We start from the raw sequence: 24,739 nt of genomic DNA, 5'->3' as shown, positions 1-24,739 counted from the left end.
TCAGACTGCGCCCAGGAAATCCATCAGCAGCCGGTTGACCACCGAGGGTTGCTCGATCTGGGGGCAGTGCCCGGCGTTGTCGACCACAACCGAGCGGGCACCGTCGATCTGCTTGGCGATCTCGGCGGCCCAGCCGGCCGGCAGCAGCTTGTCATCTCCCCCTTCGACGACAAGCGTCGGCACGTCGATGCGCTCGTAGGCACGTGCGCTCGACAAAGTCGCGGACGGCGACGCGCCGGGGCGGCGAAACCTGGCTGCGGCAATGGCCTCCCACGCCCCCGGCGCGGTGCTCGACTCGTGGCGGCGGCGCACGTAGTCGTCGTCGGCGGGATAGCCGGAGTCGAAAAACAACGCCCTGACGATGCGCCGCATCGCCGGCAGCGTTGCGTCATAGTTCTGCAACGCCTCGAAATGCTCGTTCTGCTGGATTTCTCCGCCACCGCAGATGATCACCAAGCTGCGCACGGGTAGCTGCGGCGTGTCCGTTGTGGCGTCGGTGAGCAGGTTGATGGCCCCCATCGAATTGCCGACAAAGTGTGCAGAGTCGACGCCGAGCAGTTCACAAAACCGCGCCACATGCCGAATCCGCATGCCGCGACCGTCGACGAAGTCGACGACCTTCGCGGACTGCCCGAATCCCAATTGGTCCGGCGCCAAGACGCGGTGCCGGGTGGCGAGCGCGGCGATGTTGCGTTCCCAGCCGAGTTCGGCGCCGGCACCGAACTCACCACCGTGCAGCAAGACCACCGGGTCGCCCTCGCCGGCTTCCAGATAGCTGGTGGTCAGCCCATCGACCGATAGAGCCTTGCGCTGCATCACTTGATCGCGATCGGGTTCACCGGCGAGCCCACTGCTCCAACGAATCTCAGCGGTGGTGCAATGAGCTGAAACTCGTAGACGCCGTCGGCGGCGCAATCGGCGGCCAGTGCGGTCAGATCCCAATACTCGCCGAGCATCAGCCCCATGTCGCGCAGCGTCAACAGGTGGAAGGGCAAGAACACACCGTCGACCCCGGACACCGGATCTTCGACTTGGAGGTTGTCGGACGCGACCGCGGCGATCTCGTGATCGTGCAACCACTGCGCGCATCGCCAGTCCAGGCCGGAATACGATTCGGTCTTGTTCCCGGTCTGTAGATACCTCGTCCACCAGCCGGTTCGAATGAGCACGATGTCGCCGCGACCGATCGTCACGCCCTGTGAGCGGGCGACATCATCCAATTCCTCGGCAGTGATGGGGTTTCCATGCTCCAGGAAGACCTCCGCGCCGCGGTGGCGCACCAGGTCCAGCAGCACACCGCGCGAGGTGATCCCCTTACCGTCAACCTTTTCGATGCCGAGGTGGCGGGCCCCGAGGCTGGTCACCGAACCCGCCGGGATCCCGTTGTAGAGCTGGTCGTCGTAATAGACGTGTGACAACGCATCCCACTGGGTGGCCGCCTGCAACGGCATGATGATCATGTCGTCGTTGAACCGGAACAAATTGTCGACGAAGTACGGACCCATCTGCGCCGCCGTCGGATTGCGCGCCCAATCGGGCCCATACTGAGCCAGCGTGTTCGCGTCACCGCCGTCCACCGTCATCACATGGATCGGATTGTGCCGAAACCCGAAGGCGCCCTGGGGCCCCGAGGAGCCGAAGTCCACACCGAGCGGAAACACCCTCCCGTGCCGGACCAAGCTCGCGGCATGGGCGATCTTTTCCTCGGTGATGAAGTTCAGCGTGCCGAGCTCGTCGTCGTCGCCCCAGCGGCCCCAGTTGCTGACATCGCGAGCGGCCCGGCGAAAGTCGGTCACACTGGCCACGGAGCACGCCCTTCCTCGAGTTCACGCGCGATCGCGGCGCCCACGTTTCCACCGTCGACCCACAACACCTGGCCCGAAATGTAGCTGGCGGCATTGCTATTCAGAAAGAGCAGAACCGAGGCCTGCTCGGCGGGGCCGCAAATGCGACCGAGCGGCTTGGGGATGTCGTCGAGAAAACCCTGTCCGTACGCCGTGCGCAATTGGTCCAAGATCGGCGTTTCGGTCACCCCGGGGCCGGTGCAGTTGATGCGGATTCCCCGCGCGCCCAACGGCGTGGCGCCGCGCATGGTGTACAGGATGATCGCCTCCTTCGACAACTGATAGCCGGTACCCAGCGCATCGGGATACCGGGCGCACCAGTCGATGCCCTCCTGCATCGTCGCGGTATGAAGCAGCGGTGCCACCTGCCGCAGATGCTCGCGGTACCCGGCCGCCGCGAGCGATGACACGCTCGCAATGGACGACCCGACGACCATCTTCGGAATCAACGCCTCGGTGAAGTGACGCATCCCCAAAAAGTTGATGGTCACGACGAGTGGCGGGTCGCCGATCCCGGACGACACGCCCGCAACATTGAACAGCGCATCGACTGGACCCGTCACCGCGGCCACCGCCGACTCGATCGATTCCTGATCGGCCAGATCTATCTCATGGAAATCATCGATCGCGAAGTCCGGTCGCCGTTTGTCCAGCCCGATGACTTCGGCCCCCAGCTCGGTGAGCTGCCGTACCACGTGTTCGCCGATGCCCGAGGCACATCCAGTGACCACCGCGCGGCGACCGTCGTAGCGCCACCAATCGTCGATTTCTCCCAAGGCCGGCCTCGAAATTCTCCCGACTCAGATGCCTTCCGGCACTACTTCTGCTGTTCCTTCGCACGCTGCGCCGCCTGAACGCGGCCTTCGTTGATCTCCGCCATGGCTTCGGGGATCTCGCTGGCGGTGAACTTACCGCCGCGACCAGTCGGGAGTCCACCAAACGAGTAATCCTCGTCGAATTGCGGTGCGGTCGATTTTGGCCGACGCCCCTCAACCTTCTCGAGGACGGGCTCCAACCGCTTCGCCTTTTCCGCCACCGCCTTTGCGTCCCGCTCGATGAATTCGGGAAGAACCTCTTTGCCCATCAGCTCGATGGATTCCATGGTGCCCTCGTGGCTACGCGGGTTGAGCAGCAAGATGATCTCGTCGACGCCGCTTTCTTCATAGCCGCGCAGGAACTCGCGTACCGTGGCCGGAGACCCGATCGCACCCCGCCCGGGACCGTAGGCCAGCGTCGGATCCTTCTCGACCTCTTCGAGATACCGCTTCCACACTCCGGTCCGGCCCGGCGTGTGCACACCCGTCATGTAGTAGTGCATGATTCCGAACGAGAAGAACCCACCGCCCTGTCCAAGCCGCTGCAAGGCCTGCTCGTCGGTCTTGGCCACCATCATGGACAGGTCACCGCCGATGGCCAGGATGTTCGGGTTGATCCGGGGAGTGACCGGGACGCCGTTCTCCTCGAACTCCTTGTAGTAGCCGTTGACCCGCTCGGTCAGCGGACCGGGACCCGTGTAGGCGAAACTCAAAGCGCCGATGGCTTTTTGCGCTGCCATCTGCACGCTGGCCGGCCGTGTGCAGGCGACCCAGACCGGCGGGTGCGGCTTTTGCAGCGGCTTGGGAACGACGTTGCGCGCCGGCATCTGGACGTGGTCACCGTTGAAACCGGTGAACGGCTCCTCGATCATGCAGCGGATCGAGACCTCGAGGGCCTCTTCCCATTGCGCCCGCTTGTCGGCGGGATCGATGTTGAATCCGCCGAGTTCGCCGACCGACGACGATTCCCCGGTGCCGAATTCGACGCGGCCGTTGGAGAGCAGATCGAGTGTGGCGATGCGCTCGGCCACCCGGGCGGGGTGATTGACCACCGGTGGCAGGTGCATGATGCCGAATCCCAGCCGAATGTTCTTGGTCCGCTGGCTGGCTGCGGCCAGGAAGATCTCCGGTGCCGTCGAGTGGCAGTACTCCTCGAGGAAGTGGTGCTCGGTCAGCCACACGGTGGAGAAGCCCGCTTTGTCGGCAGCCTCGACCTCATTGAGACAGTCCTGCAGCAGGACGTGTTCGTCGTCGGGAGCCCAGGGCCGCGGCAGGGCGAATTCGTAGAACAGTGAGATTTTCATCGTTACCTCCTATGAGTATTAGCGGCTCGGTCGACTGCCTGGGCCGCAACGTGTTTCGCTGCGACATAGCCGAAGGTCATGGCTGGGCCGATGGTCGCCCCGGCACCGGCGTAACTACGGCCCATCACCGGCGCGGAGGCGTTGCCCACGGCGTAGAGTCCCGGCACCACGGTGCCGTCGGTCCGCAGCACGCGGGCGTGTTCGTCGGTCAGTAGGCCGCCCGAGGTACCCAGGTCCCCGAGAACGATCCGGAAGGCGTAGTACGGCGGATCACCGAGCGGATACAGATTCGGGTTGGGCAAGGTGTGGTCACCGTAGTAGTTGTCGTACACGCTGTCGCCGCGGTTGAAATCGTCATCGTGGCCCTTGCGGGCGAGTTCGTTGAAGCGCCTGGCGGTTTCGGCAAGCTGGTCGGAGGGCACCCCGATCTTTGTCGCCATGTCGTCCCACGTCATGGCCGCCTTGACCACGCCCGATTCCAGCCAAGCCGGCGGAACCTTGCGGCCGGTGGGCACCGGAGCCCCCGGAATCCTGGGTATCGGCAGGTGTCCCCCAACGACGTAGCGATTGAACGAACGGTGGTCGGTGATCAACCAACACGGGATGTGGGTGATGCCGGACCTCTGACCATCGATCATGGCGTGACCGAAGTCCATGTAGGGAGCCGCCTCGTTGATGAAGCGCTTGCCCGCACCGTTGACGATGAACTGCGCGGGCATCATTCGTTCGTTAAGCATGAACTGCATGCGGCCGTCCGGCCACTGGATCGCGGGGAACCACCAGGCCTCATCGAGCAGGTCCGTTGCGGCGCCGACCTTTTGGCCGGCGCGGATACCGTCGCCCGTTGCTGCGGGGTTGCCAAAGCTCCAGTCTTGGTCCACCTCGGGCAAAAGTTCTTTGCGCCACGCCAGGTCGTGGTCGAATCCCCCGGACGCCATGATGACACCCAGGCGCGCGCCGATCCGCTGCGACGTGCCCTCGCGTTCCACCACCGCACCGGTGACCGCCCCGTCGGAGTCGGTGAGCAACTGGACCATCGGCGAGTCCAGCCATAGCGGGATGCCGCTTTCCCTCAGCGCCAACCGGAGCCGGGCCGCCAGCGACTGGCCGATCGCGGCCATCCGTTCGCCGAACACCCTGGCCCGGACCATCCGCGAAATCAACTTGAGCAGAACGGCTTTGCCGGCCCACGACTGCCTGATCCGGTAGAACGTGCGCAGCTCCTTGGGCCCCAACCAGATTCCCTTCGGGGCCAGGGTCAGGGGCTGCAGCAGCTTCTGCTCGTCGGAAGCCAACTTCCGCAGGTCGATGGGCGGCACGTTGATGGTGCTGCCCAATTCGGAGCCACCGGGCAACTCCGGGTAGTAGTCGGCATAGCCGGGCTTCCAGACGAATTCGAACCACCCGGACAGTCGCTCCAAGAACTGCAGCATTTGTGGTGCGGTCTCGACGTATTGCCGTAGCCGTGCCTCGCTGACCAGGCCCTCGGTGATCTGTTTGAGGTACTCCACGACGCCTTCGGGCGAGGGCACATAGCCCTCCCGCCGTTGCGCGGGAGCCCCTGGAACCCAAATGCCGCCCCCGGACAAGGCGGTGGAACCTCCGAAGTGGGAGGACTTTTCGATCACCAATGTGTCGAGCCCGGCGGCCTGGGCCGTCAGCGCTGCGGTCATGCCGCCACCGCCGGACCCGACGATCAGTACGTCGACAACATGATCGAAACCGTCCAACGCCGCCGTCATTTCGGAAGTGCCGTTCGGATGGCAAAACCGGCGATCAGTTCGGGTGCCAGTTTGTAGTAGCGTCCGGTGGTTTCGTAGGGTCCCGCTGCTTCCAGCGCCGCGAATGCCGCCACCCACGTGCGGATTTCCTGCGCGGAGCTGCCGCCCTCGTGGGCGACGAACGCATTCGACCACCCGTCCAATTCGCTCAGCCATCCTCCGTCGATGATTTCCAGGAATCGGTGATCCCACGTCGGGTTGAGTGCTTGCAGCCCACTCTCACCTGCGGCGAAATTCTTGGCGGCATCGATGACTGCGGCCTGCCGGGCCTGGCGCTGCTCGGATGTCATCGGCCGGCCGTGCACGATCCGCTCGAGTACCGGCGCGGGCGCGGTGGCCAGGGTTGGCACCGGTGGGCTGTGGGAAAGCCCACCGGATCCCAGTATCAGAACGCGCTTGTCCAGGGTGCCCAGATAGCCGCCGACGGCGGTACCGAGTGCACGGCAACGGTGCATCGGCCCCAGCGGCACGCCGATGGCGTTGACGAAGATCGGTATCACCGGACGCGAGGTGGCGTCGCCGAAGAGCTTTTCGAGAGGCTGGACGGTGCCGTGATCGACGTCCATGCTGGCCGATACCGCGACGTCGACACCCGCGTCGAGGACCGCCTTCGCGCAGTCGCCCGCAAGCTGTTCCGGCACGTTCAGCGGGCCGGCGTGGGTGCCGTAGTCGCCTACGCCGCGGGCACTGGTGCCGATGCAGAAGGGCGGCATCACCTTATAGAAGAAGCCGTTGTAGTGATCCGGGGAAAAACTGACGACCAATTCGGGGTCAAATTCTTCGACGAAGCCACGCGCCTGGGCGATCGCGCCCTCGATGTCGTCAAGCAGGTCCCGCGACGGCCCCGGAAGATTCAGGAGAGGGCTGTGCGACATACAGCACAGAGCCAGTGCCACTTTGCAAATCACCCCCTCGCGGCGTGAGTGTGAGTGCGTCGATAAGTGCGGCGCTCAGCTCGGGGGCGCGCTGAGCGATGCAGGCACCGGCGATGCACCGGTCGGGGCGCAGGAACAGCACCGAGTCGGAGTGGGTGTCGAACCAGGATTTCAGGCCACCATGCCGGTCACCGACGACCACGACGTCGGGGTCGTCGTGTCCGGTCCAGTGCAGCTGGGTCGCCGGCCGGAGCGCAAAGAATCGGGCGCCCAGTGCTTTCCAGTTCGCGAACGCTACATCGCCGAGAATTTTGCGTGGGTTGTTGTTCCAGCACAGCACGGCGAACCACGAACCGAGCACGTCGTCGAGCAACACGTTCTGCTGCTCTCGGGTGTCGACGCGTGGCTGGACGAACAGCGTTCCCACCGGGGAATCGGTGCGGCCCGGCGCGGCATGCACGACGGCTCCGTGCTCGTAGCGCGGCATCGGCTTGAACCGCATCTCCAACACATATCGCTTGAGCGACGGCACGATTGATGCCGACCGGATCAGGAGATCTCGCGCGGTGGCCAGCCGGCGGTTGGTCGGTGAGATCACCCTGCCCACCATGGTGGACAGGTCGATCATCGCGCGGGCGTGCTTGCGGCGTTCCACGTCATAGCTGTCCAGCAGCGTGTCGTCGGCCCGACCGCTCACCACCGCCGCGAGCTTCCAGCCCAGGTTCGACGCGTCCCGGATCCCGCTGTTGTAGCCCTGCCCCTGCCACACCGGCATCAGGTGGGCGGCGTCGCCGGCCAGTAGGAGCCGGCCCTGGCGGAACGCGCCAGCGATCCGCGAGTGGTGCGTGTACACCCGGCGCCGGATCACGTCGACCCGGTCGGGGTGTGGCACCATCCGGGCCAGCATCTGCGTCAGGAACGCGGGATCTTCGGCCTGCTCATCGGTCTCGTCGGCGTGAATCATGAACTCGAAGCGGCGAATTCCGTGAGCGATCGAGATCGAGGCGTACGGGCGTTCGGGGTCGGCGCCGACTTCGCTGTTCGGGTGCCCGAGCGGGTCGTTGGCGATGTCGACCACTAGCCAGCGCGTCGAGGAGGTCGTTCCGTCGAAAGACACACCCATCATCCGGCGGGTCATGCTGCGACCGCCGTCGCACCCCACCACATAGCGCGCCCGCAGACGTGAGGTGTCGCCGTCGTTGTCGCCACCGAGTTCGACGGTCACCCCGTCGCCGCTTTCCTGGCATGCCGCCATCGGACGTCCCCACCACACCTGGACGTGCTCGAATCGGTCCAAGCCGGCAAGCAATTCGGCGTCGACGAGCGGTTGCACGAAGCCATTTCGCTTCGGCCAGCCGAAACGCGCATCCGGTGGGGCCATTTCGGCGAGCACCCGGCGTTTGGCGTCGACGAAGCGCAGAATCTGGTTGGGCACGGTATGCGGCAGCACCCGGTCGGCAAGCCCGATCGACTGGAAGGTGCGCAACGCCTCGTCATCGAGTCCCACCCCGCGCGGATAGTCGATGAGGGTGTCCCGCTCGTCGACCACCAGCGTGCGGATGTCCTGCAGGCCAAGGATGTTGGCCAGGGTTAAGCCGACCGGACCCGCGCCCACCACGAGAACATCGGTCTCGATGTCAGGTACCGCTTGCCCCGGTGCGACCATTACCGGCCCAGCAGGAAGTCGAGATGCAGGCGATTGAAGGTCTTGGCGTCCTCGTACTGCGGCCAGTGGCCACAACCGGGCATCACCTCGAAGCGCGCGCCCGGAATCATCGACGCCATGCGACGTCCCTCGGTCACGTCGGCGGTGGGATCGTCACTGGTCCACAGCACCAGCGTCGGGGCGACGATCGACCCGTATTCGTCCGGGCCGAGGATGTTGCGCGCCCGAATCTCGGGATCCTGCAACGCCATGATGTCACTCATCGCGGAGACGAACCCGGGTTGGCGATAGACGCGCTGGCGGCTGGCGACCAGGTCGTCATATGCCTTTGACTTGTCGGCCATCAGCCATGTGATACGCGCTTGCACCGTTTCCCAGGTCGGGTCCTCGGCGGCCGCCATGGACAGCGTGATGATCCGTTGCATCACCACGGGATCGGCCTGCGAGCCGCCCGCAGTGTTCAGCACCAGTCGCTCAACCACATCCGGATGGTCGACAGCGGCGCGCGCGGCCACCCAGCCACCGAGCGATTCGCCGCTGAGGTAAGCGCGGTCCACACCGATGGTGCGCAGCACGGCCATTAGGTGCGCGACGTAGTGGGCTACTTCCAGCGGGTGGCCCGGCTTGTCGGTGTACCCGTGGCCCAGCATGTCGATCGACCAGGTCCAGAAATGCTCGGCGTGCGCACCCAGATTGCGCACGTAAGCCTCGGCGTGGCCGCCGGATCCGTGCAACAAGACCAGCACAGGCTTCCCGGGATCACCGGCGCGCAGGTAGCGGGTCCGCACTCCCCCGGCGTCGAGGTAACCCTGCTCGAACGCGACGCCCTGGAGATCGCTCCAGATGCTCTCGAACTCCGCCACGGTGCTGTCCGGCCTCCAGATCGGGAAATCTCGTTCTCGTTTTCGGCTCACTACGTGTGCTAATATCGCACACTGATGTGCGTTATATATAGAGCTTCGCTCTCGCGCGAAAGTCTGTCAAGGCTGTGACGGGGTCTGGTACCGGTTCGCAGACCCTGGCCAGGGGTCTGACCGCCCTGCAGATGGTGGCGGATTCCCCCAGCGGACTAACGGTGCAACAACTCGCCGATCAGGTAGGGGTGCATCGCACCATCGCCTACCGATTGCTGACGACGTTGGCCGAGTTTCGACTGGTCGCCAAGGGAGAGGACGGGCGCTACCGGCCGGCGGCGGGCCTCGCCGTGCTCGGCGCCTCCTTCGACCGCAATGTTCGGCAGGTGAGTATGCCGACGCTGCGCGCGCTGGCCGACGAGCTCGGCACGACCGTGTCCCTGCTCATCGCCGAAGGCGACCAGCAGGTGGCGATCGCGGTGATCGTGCCCAGCCATGTCGCCTACCAGCTCTCCTTTCACGAAGGCAGCCGATACCCGCTGGACCGCGGCGCCGCCGGGATCGCCTTGCTCGCGTGCATGCCTCCGCGCCCGGGCGAACGAGAGCTGGTTTCCCGTGCGCGCGAACGCGGTTGGGTGACGACCTACGGCGAGATCGAACCGAACACCTACGGCCTGGCCGTCGGGGTGCGCCGCCCGGTGCCGTCGCCGCCCACGTGCATCAACCTCATCTCACACCGAGAAGACGTCGTGCTGCGCGGCAAAGATGCCGTCGTCAAGGCCGCCAAGCAGTTATCGGAGCTACTGAGCTGAAGGGATAGCAGTCCATGTCATGGGACCACGAAGTCGATGTCGTCGTGCTGGGCAGTGGGGGCGCGGGCCTGACCGCCGCGCTGACCGCGGCCGTAGTGGGCGCCTCGGTGGAGGTTTATGAAAAGGCTCCGACCGTCGGCGGGACCACCGCCGTATCCGGCGGCATCGTGTGGATCCCCGCCCATAACCGTTCTCCCGACGGCGAATTGACCCCTGCCGACGCGTTACGGTACCTGCGTGCCCAGTCGCTCGGCTCGATGGACGACGAGTTGGTCGAGACGTTCGTGCGCACCGGCCCGGCGATGCTCGATTTCATCGAGGCACACAGCGGACTTCAGTTCGAGATTGCGACCGGCTTCCCCGACTATCGTCCCGAATTACCGGGAGGGCAGCCGACCGGCGGCAGGTCGCTGAGTGCGGCCCCCTTCGATCTGGCTCAACTGGGCGAATGGTCATCGCGGATCACGTCTTTCCCCGCCGACTGGTCCAACGTGGGTTTCGACGCCGAGACCAGGGCGCGCCTGCACGCGGCGATCGACGAGCGAACCGGTCATCTGTGCGTGGCGGGCACGGCACTGATCGCGGGACTCCTCAAGGGTCTGCTGGACGCCGGGGTGACCCCGCACACCAATGCCCGGGCCGACGGACTCATCGCGGAAGGTGGAGAAATCACCGGGGTGCGAGTGGCGCTATCGGATCACACGATCCGTGTTCGCGCGCGGCGCGGCGTTATCCTGGGCACCGGCGGCTTCGAGTGGGATCCGGCTCTGGCACAAGCCTTTCTGCGCGGCCCCATGCACGGCGCGGTCTCTCCGCCCAACAACACCGGCGACGGTTTGCGCATGACGATGGAGCACGGGGCGGACCTGGCCAACATGGGCGAGGCGTGGTGGGTGCCGATCGTGCAAATCCCGGGCGACACCATCGAGGGCAGACCGCGCAGTCGCAGCGTGCGACTGGAAAGAACGCGGCCACGCAGCATCATCGTCAACTCAGCCGGCCGGCGCTTCGTCAACGAGGCGTGCGATTACAACTCGATGGCCGGCGCCTTCCACTACCTGGACCCTCGCGGCGGGTACGTCAACGATCGCGGGTGGATGGTGTTCGATTCGATTCACTTGCAGCGCTACGGATTCCTTGGTATCGAACCGGGGCAACCCGTCCCGCACTGGTTCTGCGAGTCGGCGGACCTTGCCGAGTTGGCCGCCAAGACCGGTGTCGACGCCGACGGTCTGGCCCGCACGGTCGAGAGCTGGAACCGTCATGTGGCCGCCGGTGCCGACCCCGACTTCGGACGCGGGTCGAGCGCCTACGACGGCTACTGGGGCGACGACAGCGCGACCACACCGGCCGGTAGAACTCTGGGCCCGATCGACACCGCTCCCTTCTACGCGGTGCCGGTGAGCATCGGTGCGATGGGCACCAAGGGCGGCCCGCGCACCGATCAGGACGCCCGCGTCCTGCATGTCGGTGGCGAGCCGATACCGGGTCTTTTCGCCGCCGGCAATGCGATGGCCGGCGTGACGGGGCGGGCCTACGGCGGCGCCGGCGGAACCCTGGGCCCGGCAATGGTTTTCGGCTATCGTGCGGGTCACACGGCCGCGACCGGGAAGTCGGTCGACCTGAAATAGCCGGGGCCGATGTGAGGGTGGCGAGCGTGGGCCACTGTCGGGTGATTTGGCACCGGCCGTCCTGGCGCATCGGTCCAACCTGCGTCATCCTGGGTTGATGGTCGCCTACGACCGGATCGGCGCCACCTATCGCAGCACTCGTCGACCCGACCCGCGGATCGCGTCGCAAGTGGATACCGCCCTGGCAATGATGGACACCGTCGTCAACGTCGGGGCCGGCACGGGCTCCTATGAACCGGCCCAGACCGTCGCCGCGATCGAACCCAGCATGGTGATGATCGCCCAGCGTCCCCCGGGAGCAGCGCCGTGTGTCCAGGCCGTGGCGGAGGCCTTGCCGCTGCGCGACAAGTGCGTTGACGCAGCGATGGCCTTGTTGACCGTGCACCACTGGGGCGATCTCGCCGCCGGGATCGGCGAGTTACGCCGCGTCAGCCGCCGCCGAATCGTGGTCTTCACCTGGGATCAAGCGGTGGTAGGCAACTTCTGGTTGCTGCGTGAATATCTGCCCGACGCCGCTCGGATCAACGAGGCACTGTACGTACCGGTTGAACGATTGGTGGAGCTGTTGGGAGGGGCGCAGGTGCACACCGTGCCCGTACCGCACGACTGCACCGACGGATTCGGCGCCGCCTTTTGGCGCCGGCCCGCGGCCTATCTTGATCCCACTGTCCGCAACGGCATCTCGATGCTGGCGTACGCGGAAGAGAGCTCCCTGGCCCAGGGTCTCACCCGGCTCGCGGCCGACCTGCGCTCCGGACAATGGCAACAACGACACGCGGAGCTGCTTGAACAACACGAGCTCGACGCCGGCTACCGGCTCCTGGTCAGTGACTACGGCTGAGGCACCCGACTTCGGATCGAATCCTCGACACCCCAGTGGCTTTCGGCCAGGCCGTCGCGTCTTCGGGGCGCCGCGCAACCGACCAAGAGGTGAGTTTCATGTGTGCTAGCGCCGGTGACAGCGCACAGGGGAATCGCCTTATGCCGCCTCACTGGTACGCACGTAACGCGGGCGATGGATGCGGCTACAGTGCGCCGGAGCGGCTAGTTCGTGAGTGGCACTTCGACGCAGACGTGGGTGCCCACCGGGACGTCGAGAAACAGCAGGGTTCCCCCGGCGGCTTCCACCCGGGCGCGGTGCGACGCCAGCCCGATGTGTCCCTCCCCCAGGCGGCGTGCCACCGTCTCCTGGCTGAACCCCACGCCGTCGTCGACCACATGCAGAACACAGGTCTGGTCGGTGATCCCGAGCCTGACCGTCGCGGTACGGGCCGCGGCGTGTTGCACGATGTTGGACAGCAACTCGCGCACCACGCCGAACACGACGGGATCGATGCCGCTGCGCGTCGAATACTCGATGTCGGTGGTGATGTCGACACCCGAACGCTGCGCGGTGAACTCGGCGAGCTGCTGCACCGCGGCGCCCAGACCGACCTGCTCGAGCACCGCCGGATGCAGCTCGAAAGTGGCCTGCCGCAGCCGTTCTGAGGCCAGCTGCAAACCGGTCAGCGCGCGGCCGACACGCTCGTCGCCGTCGAACGCCGCATCCAATTCGACGAGCTCTTGACGCACCGCCAAAATGTCTTGCAGGGGTCCATCGTGAATGAATTCCGAGATCCGGCGTTGTGACACGTCCGAGGCGTTCATCGTTTGAGCAAGCAGTTCCTCCCGCAACGCGCTCAGGCCGGCCACCGATCGGGTATGACGCTCCTCGATGCGCACCACCAAGAAGGCTGCGCAACAGAGGAATGCATAGAGCAAGAACCGGAATCCCGCCTCCGCCAACCGGACCGCACCCGACATCACCGGGTCTTGTAGCACCGCAATAGCGAACCCGAGCATGGAGAAGATCAACACCACCGCCGCCCGGCGTGAGGAGACGTCCAGTCCCAACAGGACCGGCAACATGGCCATGATCAGGAGCGGATAGATCCCATTGGTGGACAACAACTGGAAGACGGTCAACGCGACAATGTCGATGACGGTGAACGCGAACGGCTCCAGCCGGCCGATCGCGACCAACCGGCCCAACCCGATCCATCCACGGAAGGGAGCGAAAGCCAATCCGAGCGCACACAGCGCGACGAGCGCGTACAGGACGATCAGCACGCTTTCCTGCGGCCACTCCGATCTGCGGGTGCCGATGATCATGGCTGCGACCATGAGGCCGACCACACCGATCCGCAGCACCGAGCCGATGCGATACGAGCGCAATTGGTGAACCGCGCGTACCCGTTCCAGTTCCGCGTCACCGGCTACCGCCACCCGATCACCGTACTCATCCGTGTCCGCGGCCTCGAAGCAAACTGGAAAATGTCTCATCGTGGCGTCCCGGGAATGCGAATGCCGCTGTTGGGCAAACCGCTACACTCGTCGCCATGGTCGGTGCGGCTACCCCCGAAATGGTGCGGGCGGTTGTCGGCGACGATCACCCGCTTTTTCGTGAAGGCGTGGTGCGCGCCCTGTCGTCGAGCGGTTCGGTGAGCGTCGTCGGTGAGGCGGAAGACGGCTCTGCGGCATTGGAATTGATCAAGTCTCATCTGCCCGACGTCGCGCTGCTCGACTATCGAATGCCTGGCATGGACGGCGCGCAGGTGGCGGCCGCGGTGCGCAGCCAGGGATTGCCCACCCGGGTGCTGCTGATCTCGGCGCACGACGAGTCGGCGATCGTGTACCAGGCATTGCAGCAGGGTGCCGCGGGGTTCGTGCTCAAGGACTCGACGCGCAGCGAGATCGTCAAGGCCGTGCTGGACTGCGCGCAGGGTCGCGACGTGGTGGCACCGGTGCTCGTCGGCGGTCTCGCCGCCCAGATCCGACAGCGTGCCCAGCCCACGGCGCCGGTGCTGAGTGCGCGCGAACGTGAGGTGCTCAACGGGATCGCCCGCGGTCAAAGCGTCCCCGCGATTGCGGGTGAACTTTTTGTGGCACCGTCGACGGTCAAAACGCATGTGCAACGCCTCTACGAGAAGCTCGGCGTCAGCGACCGCGCGGCCGCCGTCGCCGAGGCAATGCGGCAGGGTCTGCTCAGCTAGCAGCCGGCCAGGGCTTTGACTCTGGCGCGGGACTGATCTGTTGCGCCCACACCTTTGCTTTTACCGCGGCCACGGCCTCGGCCACCAGCTGGCGTGCCCCGCGTTCCACCTCGTAGAGGTGCTCGCCGGTGCTGCCGGCGGCCATCAGCCGCCGACAGGCGAAGACCAACGGGTCGATGGCAATAGGGTGGTTCGTTTGGTAAGTGATCGCCTCGACCAGGGTGGGGCCGCCGCCGGCGCTCGCCTGGTGCACCGCTTCGGCGACCGAGTCGGCTACCGCCACAACGTCCCTGCCGTCGACCGACAGCATGGGCATCGAGTCGAATTCGTACGCGCGCCGGCGCGCGCTCGTTCCGCCGCGGATGTTTTGCACGACGAACACCACCGGTAGCCGCCATTGCACGGCGATCTTTGCGGCCGTGGTGAACTCGACGGAGTTCGCGTCGCCGCCCCCGACGACACACACACTGACCTTGCCTTCCCCGGCCAGTCGCTGCGTGTTGGCGTCCCCCAGCGCAAACAGGGTCGATTGGCCCAGAGCGCTTTCGTTGGCCAGGGATCGTTTCCAGTCGGCGGTCCCGCCTGCGCGGCGCTTGCGGCCGATCATGTCGGCGATGGCCGGGCCCAGCGGGAGGGCCGGGCAAATCTGCTGGGCGTGCTGGAACTCGGGAGTCGTCGCGTTCACGAGGTCACCCGGACGAAGGGCCGCAACCGTGCCGATCGCGACCGCCTCTTGCCCGAACTCCGGCCGCACGGTGTCGTCGAGCGGGCCGCCGACGCGCAGGTCCTCTGATGCCATGTCGATCAGTCGCAAGACCCACATTCGGCGGTACAGCTCCAGCTCGTCATCAAGGGCAAGTGCCGCCGAGGTCTCGGTGGTGCGGGTCATGTCGGATCTCCTAACTCTCAAGCGATCTGCTTGATCCTCAACGTAGGGCGATTGCGCGGGTGGCACCTCCGCCGATCGGCCCGCAAAGGTGATGAATGCCCGTTCCCCCGATTGGGGGACACGCCGGCCGTCAGTCGGTTGGAGGCGCGGGAGGTGAGATCAGCCGATCGGCGGCCGTGTACGGGTCCTGATCGCCGTCGACCACTGCCTCGGCGAGCCGGTCGAGCTCCGGCTGGGTCCTCAGCCGGGTTTGCGCCAGCGACAGAATCTGCGCTCGGGCGCGGGCTAGTCGGCGGGCACGACTGTCGGTGCGGCGATGGTCCTCGATGGTGGCCATCAGGTCCTCGATGCCCTCGCCCCGGGCGGCGATCAGCGAAACGATGGGGGCACTGGTTTCGGCCCGAAGATCCCGAACCGTCTGCTCGGCGCCGTCCCGATCCGCCTTGTTGACCGCCACGATGTCGGCGACTTCCAGCACTCCCGCCTTGGCGGCCTGCACCGCATCGCCCGCCCCGGGATTGAGAATGACGACCGTCGGGTCGGCGACGGCGGCAATCTCGATCTCGGACTGCCCCACCCCCACCGTCTCCAGCAGGACCACGTCGTAACCGATCGCCCCCAGCACCCGGATGGCCGCCGGAACCGCGGCGGCCAGGCCGCCGAGATGGCCACGGGTCGCGACCGAACGGATGAGTACGTCGGAGTCGTTGATATGCGCGGCCATTCGAATGCGATCGCCCAGCAGCGCCCCGCCACTGAACGGAGACGACGGATCTACCGCCAGCACCGCCACCCGGGAGCCGCGCTTGCGGTAGGCGCCAACCAGCGCGGCGACCGTCGTCGACTTTCCGGCCCCCGGCGGCCCGGTGATGCCGACGACCGGCCCCACGCCCTGCGACGCGGGACCGATACTCGCCAAGACCTCGTCGCGCTGCTCGCCCTCGACGAGGCTGAGAAGCCGACCGGCCGCACGCGGAGATCCGTTGCGCGCGCGGGCAATCAGATCAGCGATGGTCATGTACGCATTATGGAGCCGCGACCTCGATCACCGTCGCCGAACCCATTCCGCCGCCCGCACGCATCGCCGCGACACCGATGCCACCGCCACGGCCGCGCACTTCGTGCATCCTGGCCGCTTCGGTGACAACGTGGTGCGCCAGGTCGAATGCACTGGTGTCGCGCAGTGTGCCCGTGCGGGCGGTGCCGATCGGGGTGCGCAGGGCGGACACGATGCGGGCTTCAGGCACAGGTCTTCTCCAGTTCAGCCAGCAGGTGCGCGGCGCCGAGAGTCATCCGCGCATTCAAGAGAATCATATTCTCTCATTGCGAGAGTATGAGTCGCAACAAGCGTCCGGTCGCGGTGAACGATGATGCGACGGCATCCCCACCCGGACGGCTCCCGCGGCAAGTATCGGGCGCGATCCTCGGTCGATCAGTTGGTGCGGTCCGACCATCCCGGGGGCAGGTTCTCGGGACCGGTGTCGATGACGCTCTCGTCGTCGACACCGACGTATTCGAACAGGGTGATGTAGGCGAATTCCGGGACTTCGTAGATCGGGTAGGTCGGGCCCTGGTCCCGGTAGGCCCGCATCTCATCCACGTGTTCGTTCTGGAAGCAGACCGTGCGCTCACCGTGCAGACGGATCCACTGCGGAAAGAAGATGACGCCGTGGACTCGGCGTTTGGAGGGCAAGATGTTGACGGCCACGCAGGTGCCCGTGGGTTCGGACCACGATAGTTTGAAACTGTCGTCGTCGAGTTGGACGAGGTTGACGTCCTGGCCCTTGACCCAGCGCCCTCCAACATGCCCGGAGTGGATTCGGTAGTCGATGGTGGTGGCATTCTTGACATACATTTCGTACTGCCATCCGTTGGCGTAGGTGTAGATGAAGCGGTGTCCGACTATTCCCGAAAAGTCCTGCGCGGGAATGGGATTCTCGATACTGGTCATTGCGTTCCTCCATTGGGGCCGGCTGTGTCGGCTGACACGACGACGGTGGTGGGACCGATCGGTGAGCGGACGCTGCGATCCATTGGAATCCTGCCAGGAGGACGGCAGGTCTGCGGGAAACGCGTTGATTTGCGATGGTGGGTAGATGACTCAGGGAATGGTCCCGGTCCCGGGCGGCAACGTGTGGTTCAAGCGGACCGGTGGCGGGCCGGGCCTTCCGCTGCTTGTCATTCACGGCGGGCCGGGCTTACCGCACAACTACTTGCGGTCACTGGGGCGGTTGGCCACGGAGCGAGAACTCATCTTCTGGGATCAACTCGGTTGCGGGAACTCCGCATGCCCGCCCAACCCCGAACTTTGGACGATGGATCGCTCGGTGGCCGAGGTGGACGCCGTGGTTGGCGCCCTCGGTCTGGACCGCTTCCATCTCTTCGGCAACTCCTGGGGTGGGATGTTGGCTCAGCAGTACGTGCTTGACACGGCCCCCGGCGCGGCGAGCCTGACCATTTCCAATAGCATCGCGTCCATCCCGGAGTTCGCGAAGATGGTGGGGCGCTTGAAGTCCGAGCTGGACCCGCGCACCCAAGCCGCCATTGATCGTCATGAAGCCGACGGCACAACGTACTCCCCCGAGTACCAGGCCGCTATCCGTACCTGGAACGAAACCTACCTGTGCCGGGTACGTCCCTGGCCGCGTGAGCTCGAGGACGCGTTCCGGAACATGGGCGCCGAAATCTTCGAGACGATGTTCGGCCCCAGCGATTTTCACATCGTGGGGACGATCCGGGACTGGGATGTGGTGGATCGGCTCAACGAAATCACCGTGCCGACACTGGTGCTCGCGGGCCGGTACGACGAATGCGTGCCGGAACACATGTGGGAAATGCACCAGCACATCTCGGGCTCACGGTTTGAGTTGTTCGAGTCGAGCGCTCACATGCCGTTCATCGAGGAGCCGGACAAGTTTGATGCGGTGATGCGTGACTTTCTGCGCCGGCACGACTGACCGGCTCACCGCGCAGCCGCCGTCGCGTCAGTTCTTGCCCTCCGCCAGTTTGGCGACGATCGACCGGAAGTCCTCGGTGACGAACGACTGACTCTCGGCCGACAGCGCATAGTCCAAACTCGCGAGGACGGCGCGCTCCAGATGAATGTTGAGCACCCGCTTGGTGCTTTCCACCGCCTGCTGCGGCAGTTCCAGAATCTTTTTGGCGGTGGCAATTGCCTCGGCAACCGGGTCGTCGACCACGTGGTTGGCCAGCCCGAGGTCGACGGCGCGCTGCGCACTGATGCGGGTGCCGGTGAGGGCGAATTCCTTGGCGAGCAGCAGGCTGATGTGCAGCGGCCAGGTCAGCGGCCCCCCGTCCGCGGCCACCAGGCCCACCTGGACGTGCGGATCGGCCAGATAGGCGTTCTCGGCGATGTAGACGATGTCGCTGAGGGCCACCAGGCTGCAGCCCAGTCCGACGGCGGGGCCGTTGACGGCCGCGATCACCGGAATCCGGCAGCGTGCCATGCCGAGCACGATCTCGCGTCCGTCGCGAATTGTCTTGGCGCGCAGGTCGGCATCGCCCGACAGTTCCTTGAGATACGAGAAATCGCCGCCGGCGGAAAACGCCCGACCCGCCCCGGTGATCACCGCGGCGCGCGCCGTGGGGTCGTCGGTCAATCGCTGCCACAGCCGCGCGAGCCCGACGTGCAGGTTGTCGTTGACCGAGTTGAGCGAATCCGGCCGGTTGAGCGTGATGATGCGCAGGGCGCCGTCGGCCTGAACGTCGATTTCGGTCGGCATGTCGTACACGTCAGACTCCCAATCCCAAGATTCGTGAAGCGATGATGTTCTTTTGTATCTGTGATGTCCCGCCCATGACGCTCTGCGCCCGGCTGTACAGGTAGGCGCTGAGCAGACCGGGATCGCGCGTTCCCGCGACGGCCAGCGCGGCATGCCCGACGGATTGTTCGACCCAGGTCATCAACAGCTTGTCCAGCGAGCCTTCCGACCCGTGCGATACCCCGTCGAGCTGTTCGGAGAGCCGACGCCGCACGTGGTGGGTCAGCATATCCGACTGAACGGCGGCCCACGCCAGCTCTTCGGGAACCGGACCCGCGTTGCGCGACAAGAGCTCTCGGACAAGCTTGCCGTAGCGGGCCGCATAGCCGAGCGTGGAGGGCTCGCGTTCGTGCCCCACGACGGTCATCGCCACCGCCCAACCGTCACCGGGGGCACCGACCATCCGGTCCGCCGGCACCTTGGCGCCGTCGAAGAACACCTGACCGAATTCGTTGGTCACCCCATTGATCATCTGCAGCGGGCGCTGTTGCACGCCAGGCTGTTTCATTTCCAGAACAAAAGCCGACAGACCGCGGTGGCGCTTGGCCCCGGGGTCGGTGCGTGCCAGCAACAGACACCAGTCGGCCACGTCGGAGTAGCTGGTCCAGATCTTGTGTCCGTTCACCACATAGTTGTCACCTTCGAGGCGAGCGGTGGTGGTCAGCGACGCCAGATCCGAACCGGCACCGGGCTCGCTGAAGCCTTGGCACCAGCGTTCGGTGCCGTTGATGATGCCTGGCAGGAAGCGCTTCCGCAGCTCGTCGCTGGCGTGTTCACCGATGCCATACACCAGATAACCGACGCTGGGGCGCGGCGGCGCACCCGCCCGCACCAGCTCCTCGTCGACGATGACGTCGTAGACGGGCGCCAGGTCCTGCCCGCCCCAGTCGCGTGGCCAGGACAGGCCGAAAAAGCCGTTGTCGTAGAGGGCGCGGTGCCAGTCGGCCATGCGCGCCCAATATTCGTCGCCCGAGCCGGAGAACTCCTTGGCGTGCGCCGAAAGCCACGTGCGCAGCCGCTCCCGGAAGGCGGCTTCATCGGGTGAGTCACGAAAGTCCAAGATCGATCTCCTTCAACGCGACCGGCCACAGCTCGGTCGATGTCAGAGCCCGGCGCAGATAGACATGCGCCACGCATTCCCAGGTGTTGCCGATACCGCCGTGCACCTGGATGGCCGTCTCGCAAACGGTGCGGGTGGCGCGCGCGCAGTAGACCTTTGCGATTTGGGCGGCCCGAATGGCTTCGGCGGGTGTCAACTCATCGACGCCCCACGCGGCATGCCGCAACACGCTGACCGAACCTTCAATCAGCGCAAGGCTTTCGGCCAGCAAATGCGCGATGGCTTGATACGAGCCGATCTGTTTGCCGTACTGTTCACGGATTTTGGCGTAGTCGCACGCGACGGCATGTGCGCCACGGGCGATGCCGACCAGGTCTGCCGTCGTGGTGACCAAAGCGAGGGCCCGCCACTGCTCGGCAATCTCGGACGACACTTCCCCCAGCTTCTGCGGTGATCCCGCGATCGTCGCGTCAGCCCGTGTCAGATCGACACTCTCCGGTGCAGCCTGCACATCGACGGCCAGCACTGTCCCACCCGAGAGTGACAGGGCGCGCCGGGCGCCACGGGCGTCGATCACTCGATCGTCGACCGCCACGGTCACCGCCGACACGTCGGCGCCGAGATGGCGGCCCAGATCATCGGCGAGCACCGGACCCAGGAACGGTGTGTCAACCAGCCTGCGGCCGAATTCCTCGGCCACAATGGCTACTTCCACCCCCGAGGCCCCGTCGGAACGCAACGACCGCCAGCCGGTGTTCTCGATTTGCTTGTCCAGCCGCGTAATCCGAGTCTGATCTTCGAGATCCTGCACCGCCGCCGGTCCGAGATCGTCGGCCAGCTTGGCGGCGGCATCGCGTAGCTGTTGTTGTTCAGCTGTCAGACGTACATCCATAGTGCTCCTTCAACACTCGGCGCAGCACCTTGCCGGAAGGCAGGCGAGGAATGTCGGGGACGAACACCACCCGGCTCAAACGCTTGTATGACGCCAGTCTTTCGTCCACCCGGGTGGTCAGTTCGGTGGCGACCGCCTCGGTGTCAATCGGTTCGGATGCGACAACCGCGGCCACGACCGCTTCGCCGTTGAGGCCATCGGGAATCCCGAAGACCGCGCAGTCTTTGACGGCCGGATGCAGGTGCAATACCGCCTCGATTTCGGCGGGGGCGACCTGAAAACCGCGCACTTTGATCATCTCTTTGAGCCGGTCGGTGATCCGCAGCCAACCGCCGGTGTCGAGCCAGCCGACATCGCCGGTGCGGTACCACCCCTCGCGGATCGCCTCGCCGGTCGCCTCGTCTGGTAAGTAGCCGGCCATCAGCGATGCCGAGCGGGCCTGAATCTCACCGACCTCGCCCGGGCCGACCGGCTCGCCGCTGTTCGGCGAAACGACGCGTAGATCCACGCCGGGCACCGCCCGTCCGACGGTGTCGAGCCGCGCGTCTCGGATCGGATTGCATGCTATGACAGGCAATTCCGTGGTCCCGTAGGCCGGAAGCCAACCCACGCCGGTGCGCCGGGTCACCGTCTGCGCGACGTGGGTGTTGACCGGCGTGGCGCCCCACATGATGTAGCGCAGCGACGACAGGTCATAGGACTCGAGGTCGGGATGCGAAGCCATGGCCAGCGCGATGGGGGCGACCGCCATTTCCACTGTGATGCGGTCACTTTCGATGTGCGCAAGCACCCGGTCGATGTCGAACCGGGGATGCAGCCGCACCCACGTGCCGACCTTCAGGGCGGTCAGCAGGTTCAACAGTCCGAGAATGTGTGACGGTGGCGTCGCAACCTGGATCCGGTCGCGGTGGGTCAGGTGCAGCGCCTGGCGCCAGTGCCGCACCGCCTCATGCAGCGAGGCGTGGGTGTGCCGAACGGCCTTCGGCAGGCCGGTGGTGCCGGAACTGAACACCAGGGCCGCGTCGCTCCCAGGCGCCGGTGAGCCGGTCATCGGCTCCGCGGGCGGACCCGGCTCGTCCAGATGCAGCATCGCCATCAGCCCGGCCAGTACCGGGTGGTCCCCGACGGCGTGCGCGGGATCGGTCAGCCCAAGCGCATGGTCGACCTCGTCGCGCTTCCACGCGGGGCTGATGAGTACCGCCGTGGCCGCCAGTCGCCAGATCGCGAGCAACACGGCGAGGAACTCCGGCCGGTTGGAGGACATGACAGCAACTCGCTGGCCTGCGGTGACACCGTCCTTTGCCAGGGTGGCGGCCCAGCCGTCGGCCAACGCGTCGAGTTCGGGCACGCTGAATCGCCGTTCCTCGAACACGAGCGCCGCCGGCTCGGTCACGTCCCGTCCTTCCTGAAGACCGGGCTGACCCGACATCCATACAGTCTTGAGAAGATGCTATCGCTTCGTGAGAATAGTATTCTCTATAGTGAAGAATGCAAGTACGGGAGAGGGGGCGGTCCGCGTGACGGTCACCCGGATCATCGAGGAGACCCCAGGGGTGACAGAGCCGGCAACAAACGGTTCCGGTGCCGGAATGGTGACGATTCATCTCGACCGCAAAAAGGTCTCGGTGCCCAGAGTCCCGGGCGAGACTTTGTTGGAGAGCGCGCGACGGGCCGGGCTGGAGCCGCCGTTCAGTTGTGAGGCCGGCAATTGCGGTACGTGCATGGCCAAGCTCGAAGAGGGCCATGCCACCATGCGTGTCAACGACGCTCTCGAACCCGACGAGGTCGCCGAGGGCTACATTCTGACGTGCCAGGGCGTTCCGGATACGGACTCGGTCACGGTGCGCTACGAGTAACAGCCTGAGAGGTGGCGACCATGGCCAAGGGCATCATCCTCGTGGAGAGCCGACCCAGCTCGCCCGAGCGTGAACAGGAGTACAACACCTGGTACGACCAGGTGCACCTCGGTGAGCTCGTCGCCCTGGACGGATTCGTCTCCGCGCGCCGGCTGCGACCCGTTGACGGCGACGGACCCTACGTCGCCATCTACGAGATCGAGGGTGACGACCTGCAGGCGATTCTGGACAACATGATCGCCAGCGCCGGACGGCTGCACATGTCGGACGCCCTGCAGCTGGACCCGGCGCCGATTCCACGACTGCTGGAAACCACCACGGAGTGCAGCGGCTGACCGATTTCGGCCCGAGTCGCTGCGCGGGAGAGGACTGATTGATGAAGGTCGATGACCTGATCTTGGTGAGCATTGACGACCACGTGGTCGAACCGCCGGACATGTTCCTGCGGCACGTGCCCGCCAAGTATCGGGACGAGGCCCCGATCGTCGTCATGGACGACAAGGGCGTCGACCAGTGGATGTACCAGGGCAGGCCACAGGGCGTCAGCGGACTGAACGCCGTGGTGTCGTGGCCGGCCGAAGAGTGGGGCCGCGATCCCGCCGGGTTCGCCGAGATGCGTCCCGGCGTCTACGACGTTCACGAACGCGTCCGGGACATGAACCGCAACGGCATCCTCGCGTCGATGTGCTTCCCGACGTTCACCGGGTTCTCCGCCCGGCATCTGAACATGCACCGTGAAGAGGTCACGCTGGTGATGGTGTCGGCCTACAACGACTGGCACATCGACGAGTGGGCCGGTTCCTATCCCGATCGGTTCATCCCGATCGCCATCCTGCCGACGTGGAACCCCGAGGCGATGTGTGCCGAGATCCGTAGGGTCGCCGCGAAGGGCTGCCGGGCGGTCACCATGCCGGAATTGCCTCATTTGGAAGGACTCCCGAGCTACCACGACGACGACTACTGGGGCCCGGTGTTCCGCACGTTGTCCGAGGAGAACGTGGTGATGTGTCTGCACATCGGCACCGGCTTCGGGGCGATCAGCATGGCACCCGACGCGCCGATCGACAACCTGATCATCCTGGCCACCCAGGTCTCGGCGATGTGCGCCCAAGACCTGTTGTGGGGCCCCGCCATGCGCAACTATCCGGATCTCAAATTCGCCTTCTCCGAGGGCGGTATCGGCTGGATCCCGTTCTACCTGGACCGCAGCGACCGCCACTACACCAACCAGAAATGGCTGCGCCGCGACTTCGGCGACAAACTGCCCAGCGACGTCTTCCGGGAGCACTCGCTGGCCTGCTACGTCACCGACAAGACGTCACTGAAGCTGCGCCACGAGATCGGCGTCGACATCATCGCCTGGGAATGTGACTACCCGCACTCCGACTGCTTCTGGCCGGACGCGCCCGAGCAGGTGCTGGCCGAACTGAATGCCGCCGGCGCCGACGATTCCGACATCAACAAGATCACCTGGGGCAACGCCTGCCGGTTCTTCGGTTGGGACCCGTTCGCCCGGACCCCTCGCGAGCAGGCGAACGTCAAAACGCTGCGCGCCAAGGGAAGTGACGTGGACGTGTCCATCCGGTCGCGGGCCGAGTGGGCGCGTCGCTATCAGGAAAAGCAGCTGGCGAAGCAGACGTAGCGCG

At 65.6% G+C, this 24,739-nt stretch carries 24 protein-coding genes and 1 pseudogene; 8 read left to right on the top strand and 17 right to left on the bottom strand.

The features are described 5' to 3' along the window. From A5782_RS19870 to A5782_RS19835, 8 genes are read right to left on the bottom strand one after another with little or no spacing between them, the layout of a single operon-like run. Entirely contained in the window at positions 1–816 is an 816-nt protein-coding gene (locus A5782_RS19870; protein ID WP_067103792.1) for an alpha/beta fold hydrolase, read from the bottom strand. After that, positions 816–1,805, bottom strand: a complete 990-nt coding sequence (locus A5782_RS19865; RefSeq protein WP_067103791.1) for a cyclase family protein — start codon at positions 1,803–1,805, stop codon at positions 816–818. The genes A5782_RS19870 and A5782_RS19865 overlap by 1 nt, the downstream gene beginning before the upstream one ends. Continuing rightward, complete coding sequence (locus tag A5782_RS19860; RefSeq protein ID WP_067103790.1) at positions 1,793–2,620, bottom strand: coniferyl-alcohol dehydrogenase; 828 nt, start codon at positions 2,618–2,620, stop codon at positions 1,793–1,795. Before A5782_RS19860 ends, A5782_RS19865 begins: the two co-directional genes overlap by 13 nt. A 41-nt stretch (positions 2,621–2,661) precedes the next feature. After that, a complete protein-coding gene (locus A5782_RS19855) occupies positions 2,662–3,963 on the bottom strand; it encodes an LLM class flavin-dependent oxidoreductase (protein WP_067103789.1) in 1,302 nt (433 codons plus the stop codon). Between the two features lie 2 nt (positions 3,964–3,965). Continuing rightward, entirely contained in the window at positions 3,966–5,693 is a 1,728-nt protein-coding gene (locus A5782_RS19850) for an FAD-binding protein (protein WP_197694286.1), read from the bottom strand. 8 nt (positions 5,694–5,701) lie between these two features. Further along, a complete protein-coding gene (locus A5782_RS19845) occupies positions 5,702–6,619 on the bottom strand; it encodes a 3-carboxyethylcatechol 2,3-dioxygenase (protein WP_067103786.1) in 918 nt (305 codons plus the stop codon). Further along, positions 6,567–8,285 (bottom strand): bifunctional 3-(3-hydroxy-phenyl)propionate/3-hydroxycinnamic acid hydroxylase, encoded by a 1,719-nt coding sequence (locus A5782_RS19840; RefSeq protein WP_067103784.1) that lies wholly within the window; start codon positions 8,283–8,285, stop codon positions 6,567–6,569. The genes A5782_RS19845 and A5782_RS19840 overlap by 53 nt, the downstream gene beginning before the upstream one ends. Next, positions 8,285–9,148 carry an alpha/beta fold hydrolase gene (locus A5782_RS19835; RefSeq protein ID WP_067103850.1) on the bottom strand — a complete coding sequence of 288 codons (864 nt, stop codon included), beginning with the start codon at positions 9,146–9,148 and terminating at the stop codon, positions 8,285–8,287. Before A5782_RS19835 ends, A5782_RS19840 begins: the two co-directional genes overlap by 1 nt. 125 nt (positions 9,149–9,273) lie before the next feature. Here A5782_RS19835 and A5782_RS19830 point away from each other — a divergent pair, with 125 nt between their 5' ends. The 3 genes from A5782_RS19830 to A5782_RS19820 all read left to right on the top strand — a co-directional run bounded on the left by A5782_RS19830 (position 9,274) and on the right by A5782_RS19820 (position 12,423). Continuing rightward, the gene (locus tag A5782_RS19830) at positions 9,274–9,951 is read left to right on the top strand and encodes an IclR family transcriptional regulator (protein ID WP_067103781.1); all 678 of its coding nucleotides are present in this window, start codon (positions 9,274–9,276) and stop codon (positions 9,949–9,951) included. 14 nt (positions 9,952–9,965) lie between these two features. Next, positions 9,966–11,582, top strand: a complete 1,617-nt coding sequence (locus A5782_RS19825) for an FAD-dependent oxidoreductase (protein WP_067103779.1) — start codon at positions 9,966–9,968, stop codon at positions 11,580–11,582. Between the two features lie 97 nt (positions 11,583–11,679). Beyond that, on the top strand, positions 11,680–12,423 hold the full coding sequence (locus A5782_RS19820) for a class I SAM-dependent methyltransferase (protein ID WP_067103777.1): 744 nt from the start codon (positions 11,680–11,682) through the stop codon (positions 12,421–12,423). A gap of 203 nt (positions 12,424–12,626) precedes the next feature. On the opposite strand, the gene A5782_RS19815 is transcribed toward A5782_RS19820, so the two are convergent. Further along, positions 12,627–13,847 carry a sensor histidine kinase gene (locus tag A5782_RS19815; RefSeq protein ID WP_067103775.1) on the bottom strand — a complete coding sequence of 407 codons (1,221 nt, stop codon included), beginning with the start codon at positions 13,845–13,847 and terminating at the stop codon, positions 12,627–12,629. A 113-nt stretch (positions 13,848–13,960) separates the two neighbouring features. Here A5782_RS19815 and A5782_RS19810 point away from each other — a divergent pair, with 113 nt between their 5' ends. Then, on the top strand, positions 13,961–14,614 hold the full coding sequence (locus A5782_RS19810; RefSeq protein ID WP_067103773.1) for a response regulator transcription factor: 654 nt from the start codon (positions 13,961–13,963) through the stop codon (positions 14,612–14,614). On the opposite strand, the gene A5782_RS19805 is transcribed toward A5782_RS19810, so the two are convergent. From A5782_RS19805 to A5782_RS19790, 4 genes and pseudogenes are all read right to left on the bottom strand, one after another. Further along, on the bottom strand, positions 14,607–15,503 hold the full coding sequence (locus A5782_RS19805; protein WP_067103771.1) for a thiamine pyrophosphate-dependent enzyme: 897 nt from the start codon (positions 15,501–15,503) through the stop codon (positions 14,607–14,609). The genes A5782_RS19810 and A5782_RS19805 overlap by 8 nt on opposite strands. A 130-nt stretch (positions 15,504–15,633) precedes the next feature. After that, positions 15,634–16,521: a methylmalonyl Co-A mutase-associated GTPase MeaB gene (gene meaB, locus A5782_RS19800; RefSeq protein ID WP_067103769.1), complete on the bottom strand. Its 888-nt coding sequence runs from the start codon at positions 16,519–16,521 to the stop codon at positions 15,634–15,636. A gap of 109 nt (positions 16,522–16,630) precedes the next feature. Next, positions 16,631–16,750 (bottom strand): annotated as a pseudogene (locus tag A5782_RS26545) (acetyl-CoA C-acyltransferase); the annotation flags it as partial. Positions 16,751–16,935: 185 nt separating this feature from the next. Beyond that, positions 16,936–17,454: a phenolic acid decarboxylase gene (locus A5782_RS19790; protein ID WP_067103765.1), complete on the bottom strand. Its 519-nt coding sequence runs from the start codon at positions 17,452–17,454 to the stop codon at positions 16,936–16,938. Positions 17,455–17,611: 157 nt separating this feature from the next. On the opposite strand from A5782_RS19790, the gene A5782_RS19785 reads away from it, so the two are divergent. Further along, positions 17,612–18,460, top strand: a complete 849-nt coding sequence (locus A5782_RS19785; protein ID WP_067103763.1) for a proline iminopeptidase-family hydrolase — start codon at positions 17,612–17,614, stop codon at positions 18,458–18,460. Between the two features lie 27 nt (positions 18,461–18,487). Here A5782_RS19785 and A5782_RS19780 read toward each other — a convergent pair whose 3' ends face one another. Genes A5782_RS19780 through A5782_RS19765 form a run of 4 tightly spaced genes read right to left on the bottom strand, consistent with a single transcriptional unit; the run spans position 18,488 to position 22,630 of the window. Then, on the bottom strand, positions 18,488–19,255 hold the full coding sequence (locus A5782_RS19780) for an enoyl-CoA hydratase/isomerase family protein (protein WP_067103761.1): 768 nt from the start codon (positions 19,253–19,255) through the stop codon (positions 18,488–18,490). Between the two features lies 1 nt (position 19,256). Further along, positions 19,257–20,345, bottom strand: a complete 1,089-nt coding sequence (locus A5782_RS19775; RefSeq protein WP_067103759.1) for an acyl-CoA dehydrogenase family protein — start codon at positions 20,343–20,345, stop codon at positions 19,257–19,259. Continuing rightward, complete coding sequence (locus A5782_RS19770; RefSeq protein ID WP_067103757.1) at positions 20,332–21,237, bottom strand: acyl-CoA dehydrogenase family protein; 906 nt, start codon at positions 21,235–21,237, stop codon at positions 20,332–20,334. The genes A5782_RS19775 and A5782_RS19770 overlap by 14 nt, the downstream gene beginning before the upstream one ends. Then, complete coding sequence (locus A5782_RS19765) at positions 21,215–22,630, bottom strand: class I adenylate-forming enzyme family protein (protein WP_067103849.1); 1,416 nt, start codon at positions 22,628–22,630, stop codon at positions 21,215–21,217. The genes A5782_RS19770 and A5782_RS19765 overlap by 23 nt, the downstream gene beginning before the upstream one ends. Positions 22,631–22,754: 124 nt before the next feature. Between A5782_RS19765 and A5782_RS19760 the strand changes: the two genes are divergently transcribed. Genes A5782_RS19760 through A5782_RS19750 form a run of 3 tightly spaced genes read left to right on the top strand, consistent with a single transcriptional unit; the run spans position 22,755 to position 24,735 of the window. Next, the gene (locus A5782_RS19760) at positions 22,755–23,093 is read left to right on the top strand and encodes a 2Fe-2S iron-sulfur cluster-binding protein (protein ID WP_067103755.1); all 339 of its coding nucleotides are present in this window, start codon (positions 22,755–22,757) and stop codon (positions 23,091–23,093) included. Between the two features lie 20 nt (positions 23,094–23,113). Further along, positions 23,114–23,428 (top strand): DUF4286 family protein, encoded by a 315-nt coding sequence (locus tag A5782_RS19755; protein WP_067103848.1) that lies wholly within the window; start codon positions 23,114–23,116, stop codon positions 23,426–23,428. A gap of 41 nt (positions 23,429–23,469) precedes the next feature. Further along, positions 23,470–24,735, top strand: coding sequence for an amidohydrolase family protein (locus tag A5782_RS19750; RefSeq protein ID WP_067103754.1), 1,266 nt, complete (start codon positions 23,470–23,472; stop codon positions 24,733–24,735). The last annotated feature ends 4 nt before the right edge of the window (positions 24,736–24,739 follow it).

It is taken from the genome of Mycobacterium sp. 852002-40037_SCH5390672 (genome assembly GCF_001665875.1).
GTDB lineage: Bacteria > Actinomycetota > Actinomycetes > Mycobacteriales > Mycobacteriaceae > Mycobacterium.
This window is presented reverse-complemented; position numbering and strand designations above follow the sequence as displayed.

Bases quoted from the DNA above. Each gene is read 5' to 3' on its own strand.
- A5782_RS19870 (WP_067103792.1), bottom strand. From the start codon at position 816: ATGCAGCGCAAGGCTCTATCGGTCGATGGGCTGACCACCAGCTATCTG.
- A5782_RS19855 (WP_067103789.1), bottom strand. From the start codon at position 3,963: ATGAAAATCTCACTGTTCTACGAATTCGCCCTGCCGCGGCCCTGGGCT.
- A5782_RS19845 (WP_067103786.1), bottom strand. From the start codon at position 6,619: ATGTCGCACAGCCCTCTCCTGAATCTTCCGGGGCCGTCGCGGGACCTG.
- A5782_RS19840 (WP_067103784.1), bottom strand. From the start codon at position 8,285: ATGGTCGCACCGGGGCAAGCGGTACCTGACATCGAGACCGATGTTCTC.
- A5782_RS19825 (WP_067103779.1), top strand. From the start codon at position 9,966: ATGTCATGGGACCACGAAGTCGATGTCGTCGTGCTGGGCAGTGGGGGC.
- A5782_RS19820 (WP_067103777.1), top strand. From the start codon at position 11,680: ATGGTCGCCTACGACCGGATCGGCGCCACCTATCGCAGCACTCGTCGA.
- A5782_RS19810 (WP_067103773.1), top strand. From the start codon at position 13,961: ATGGTCGGTGCGGCTACCCCCGAAATGGTGCGGGCGGTTGTCGGCGAC.
- A5782_RS19805 (WP_067103771.1), bottom strand. From the start codon at position 15,503: ATGACCCGCACCACCGAGACCTCGGCGGCACTTGCCCTTGATGACGAG.
- meaB (WP_067103769.1), bottom strand. From the start codon at position 16,521: ATGACCATCGCTGATCTGATTGCCCGCGCGCGCAACGGATCTCCGCGT.
- A5782_RS19790 (WP_067103765.1), bottom strand. From the start codon at position 17,454: ATGACCAGTATCGAGAATCCCATTCCCGCGCAGGACTTTTCGGGAATA.
- A5782_RS19785 (WP_067103763.1), top strand. From the start codon at position 17,612: ATGGTCCCGGTCCCGGGCGGCAACGTGTGGTTCAAGCGGACCGGTGGC.
- A5782_RS19770 (WP_067103757.1), bottom strand. From the start codon at position 21,237: ATGGATGTACGTCTGACAGCTGAACAACAACAGCTACGCGATGCCGCC.
- A5782_RS19755 (WP_067103848.1), top strand. From the start codon at position 23,114: ATGGCCAAGGGCATCATCCTCGTGGAGAGCCGACCCAGCTCGCCCGAG.
- A5782_RS19750 (WP_067103754.1), top strand. From the start codon at position 23,470: ATGAAGGTCGATGACCTGATCTTGGTGAGCATTGACGACCACGTGGTC.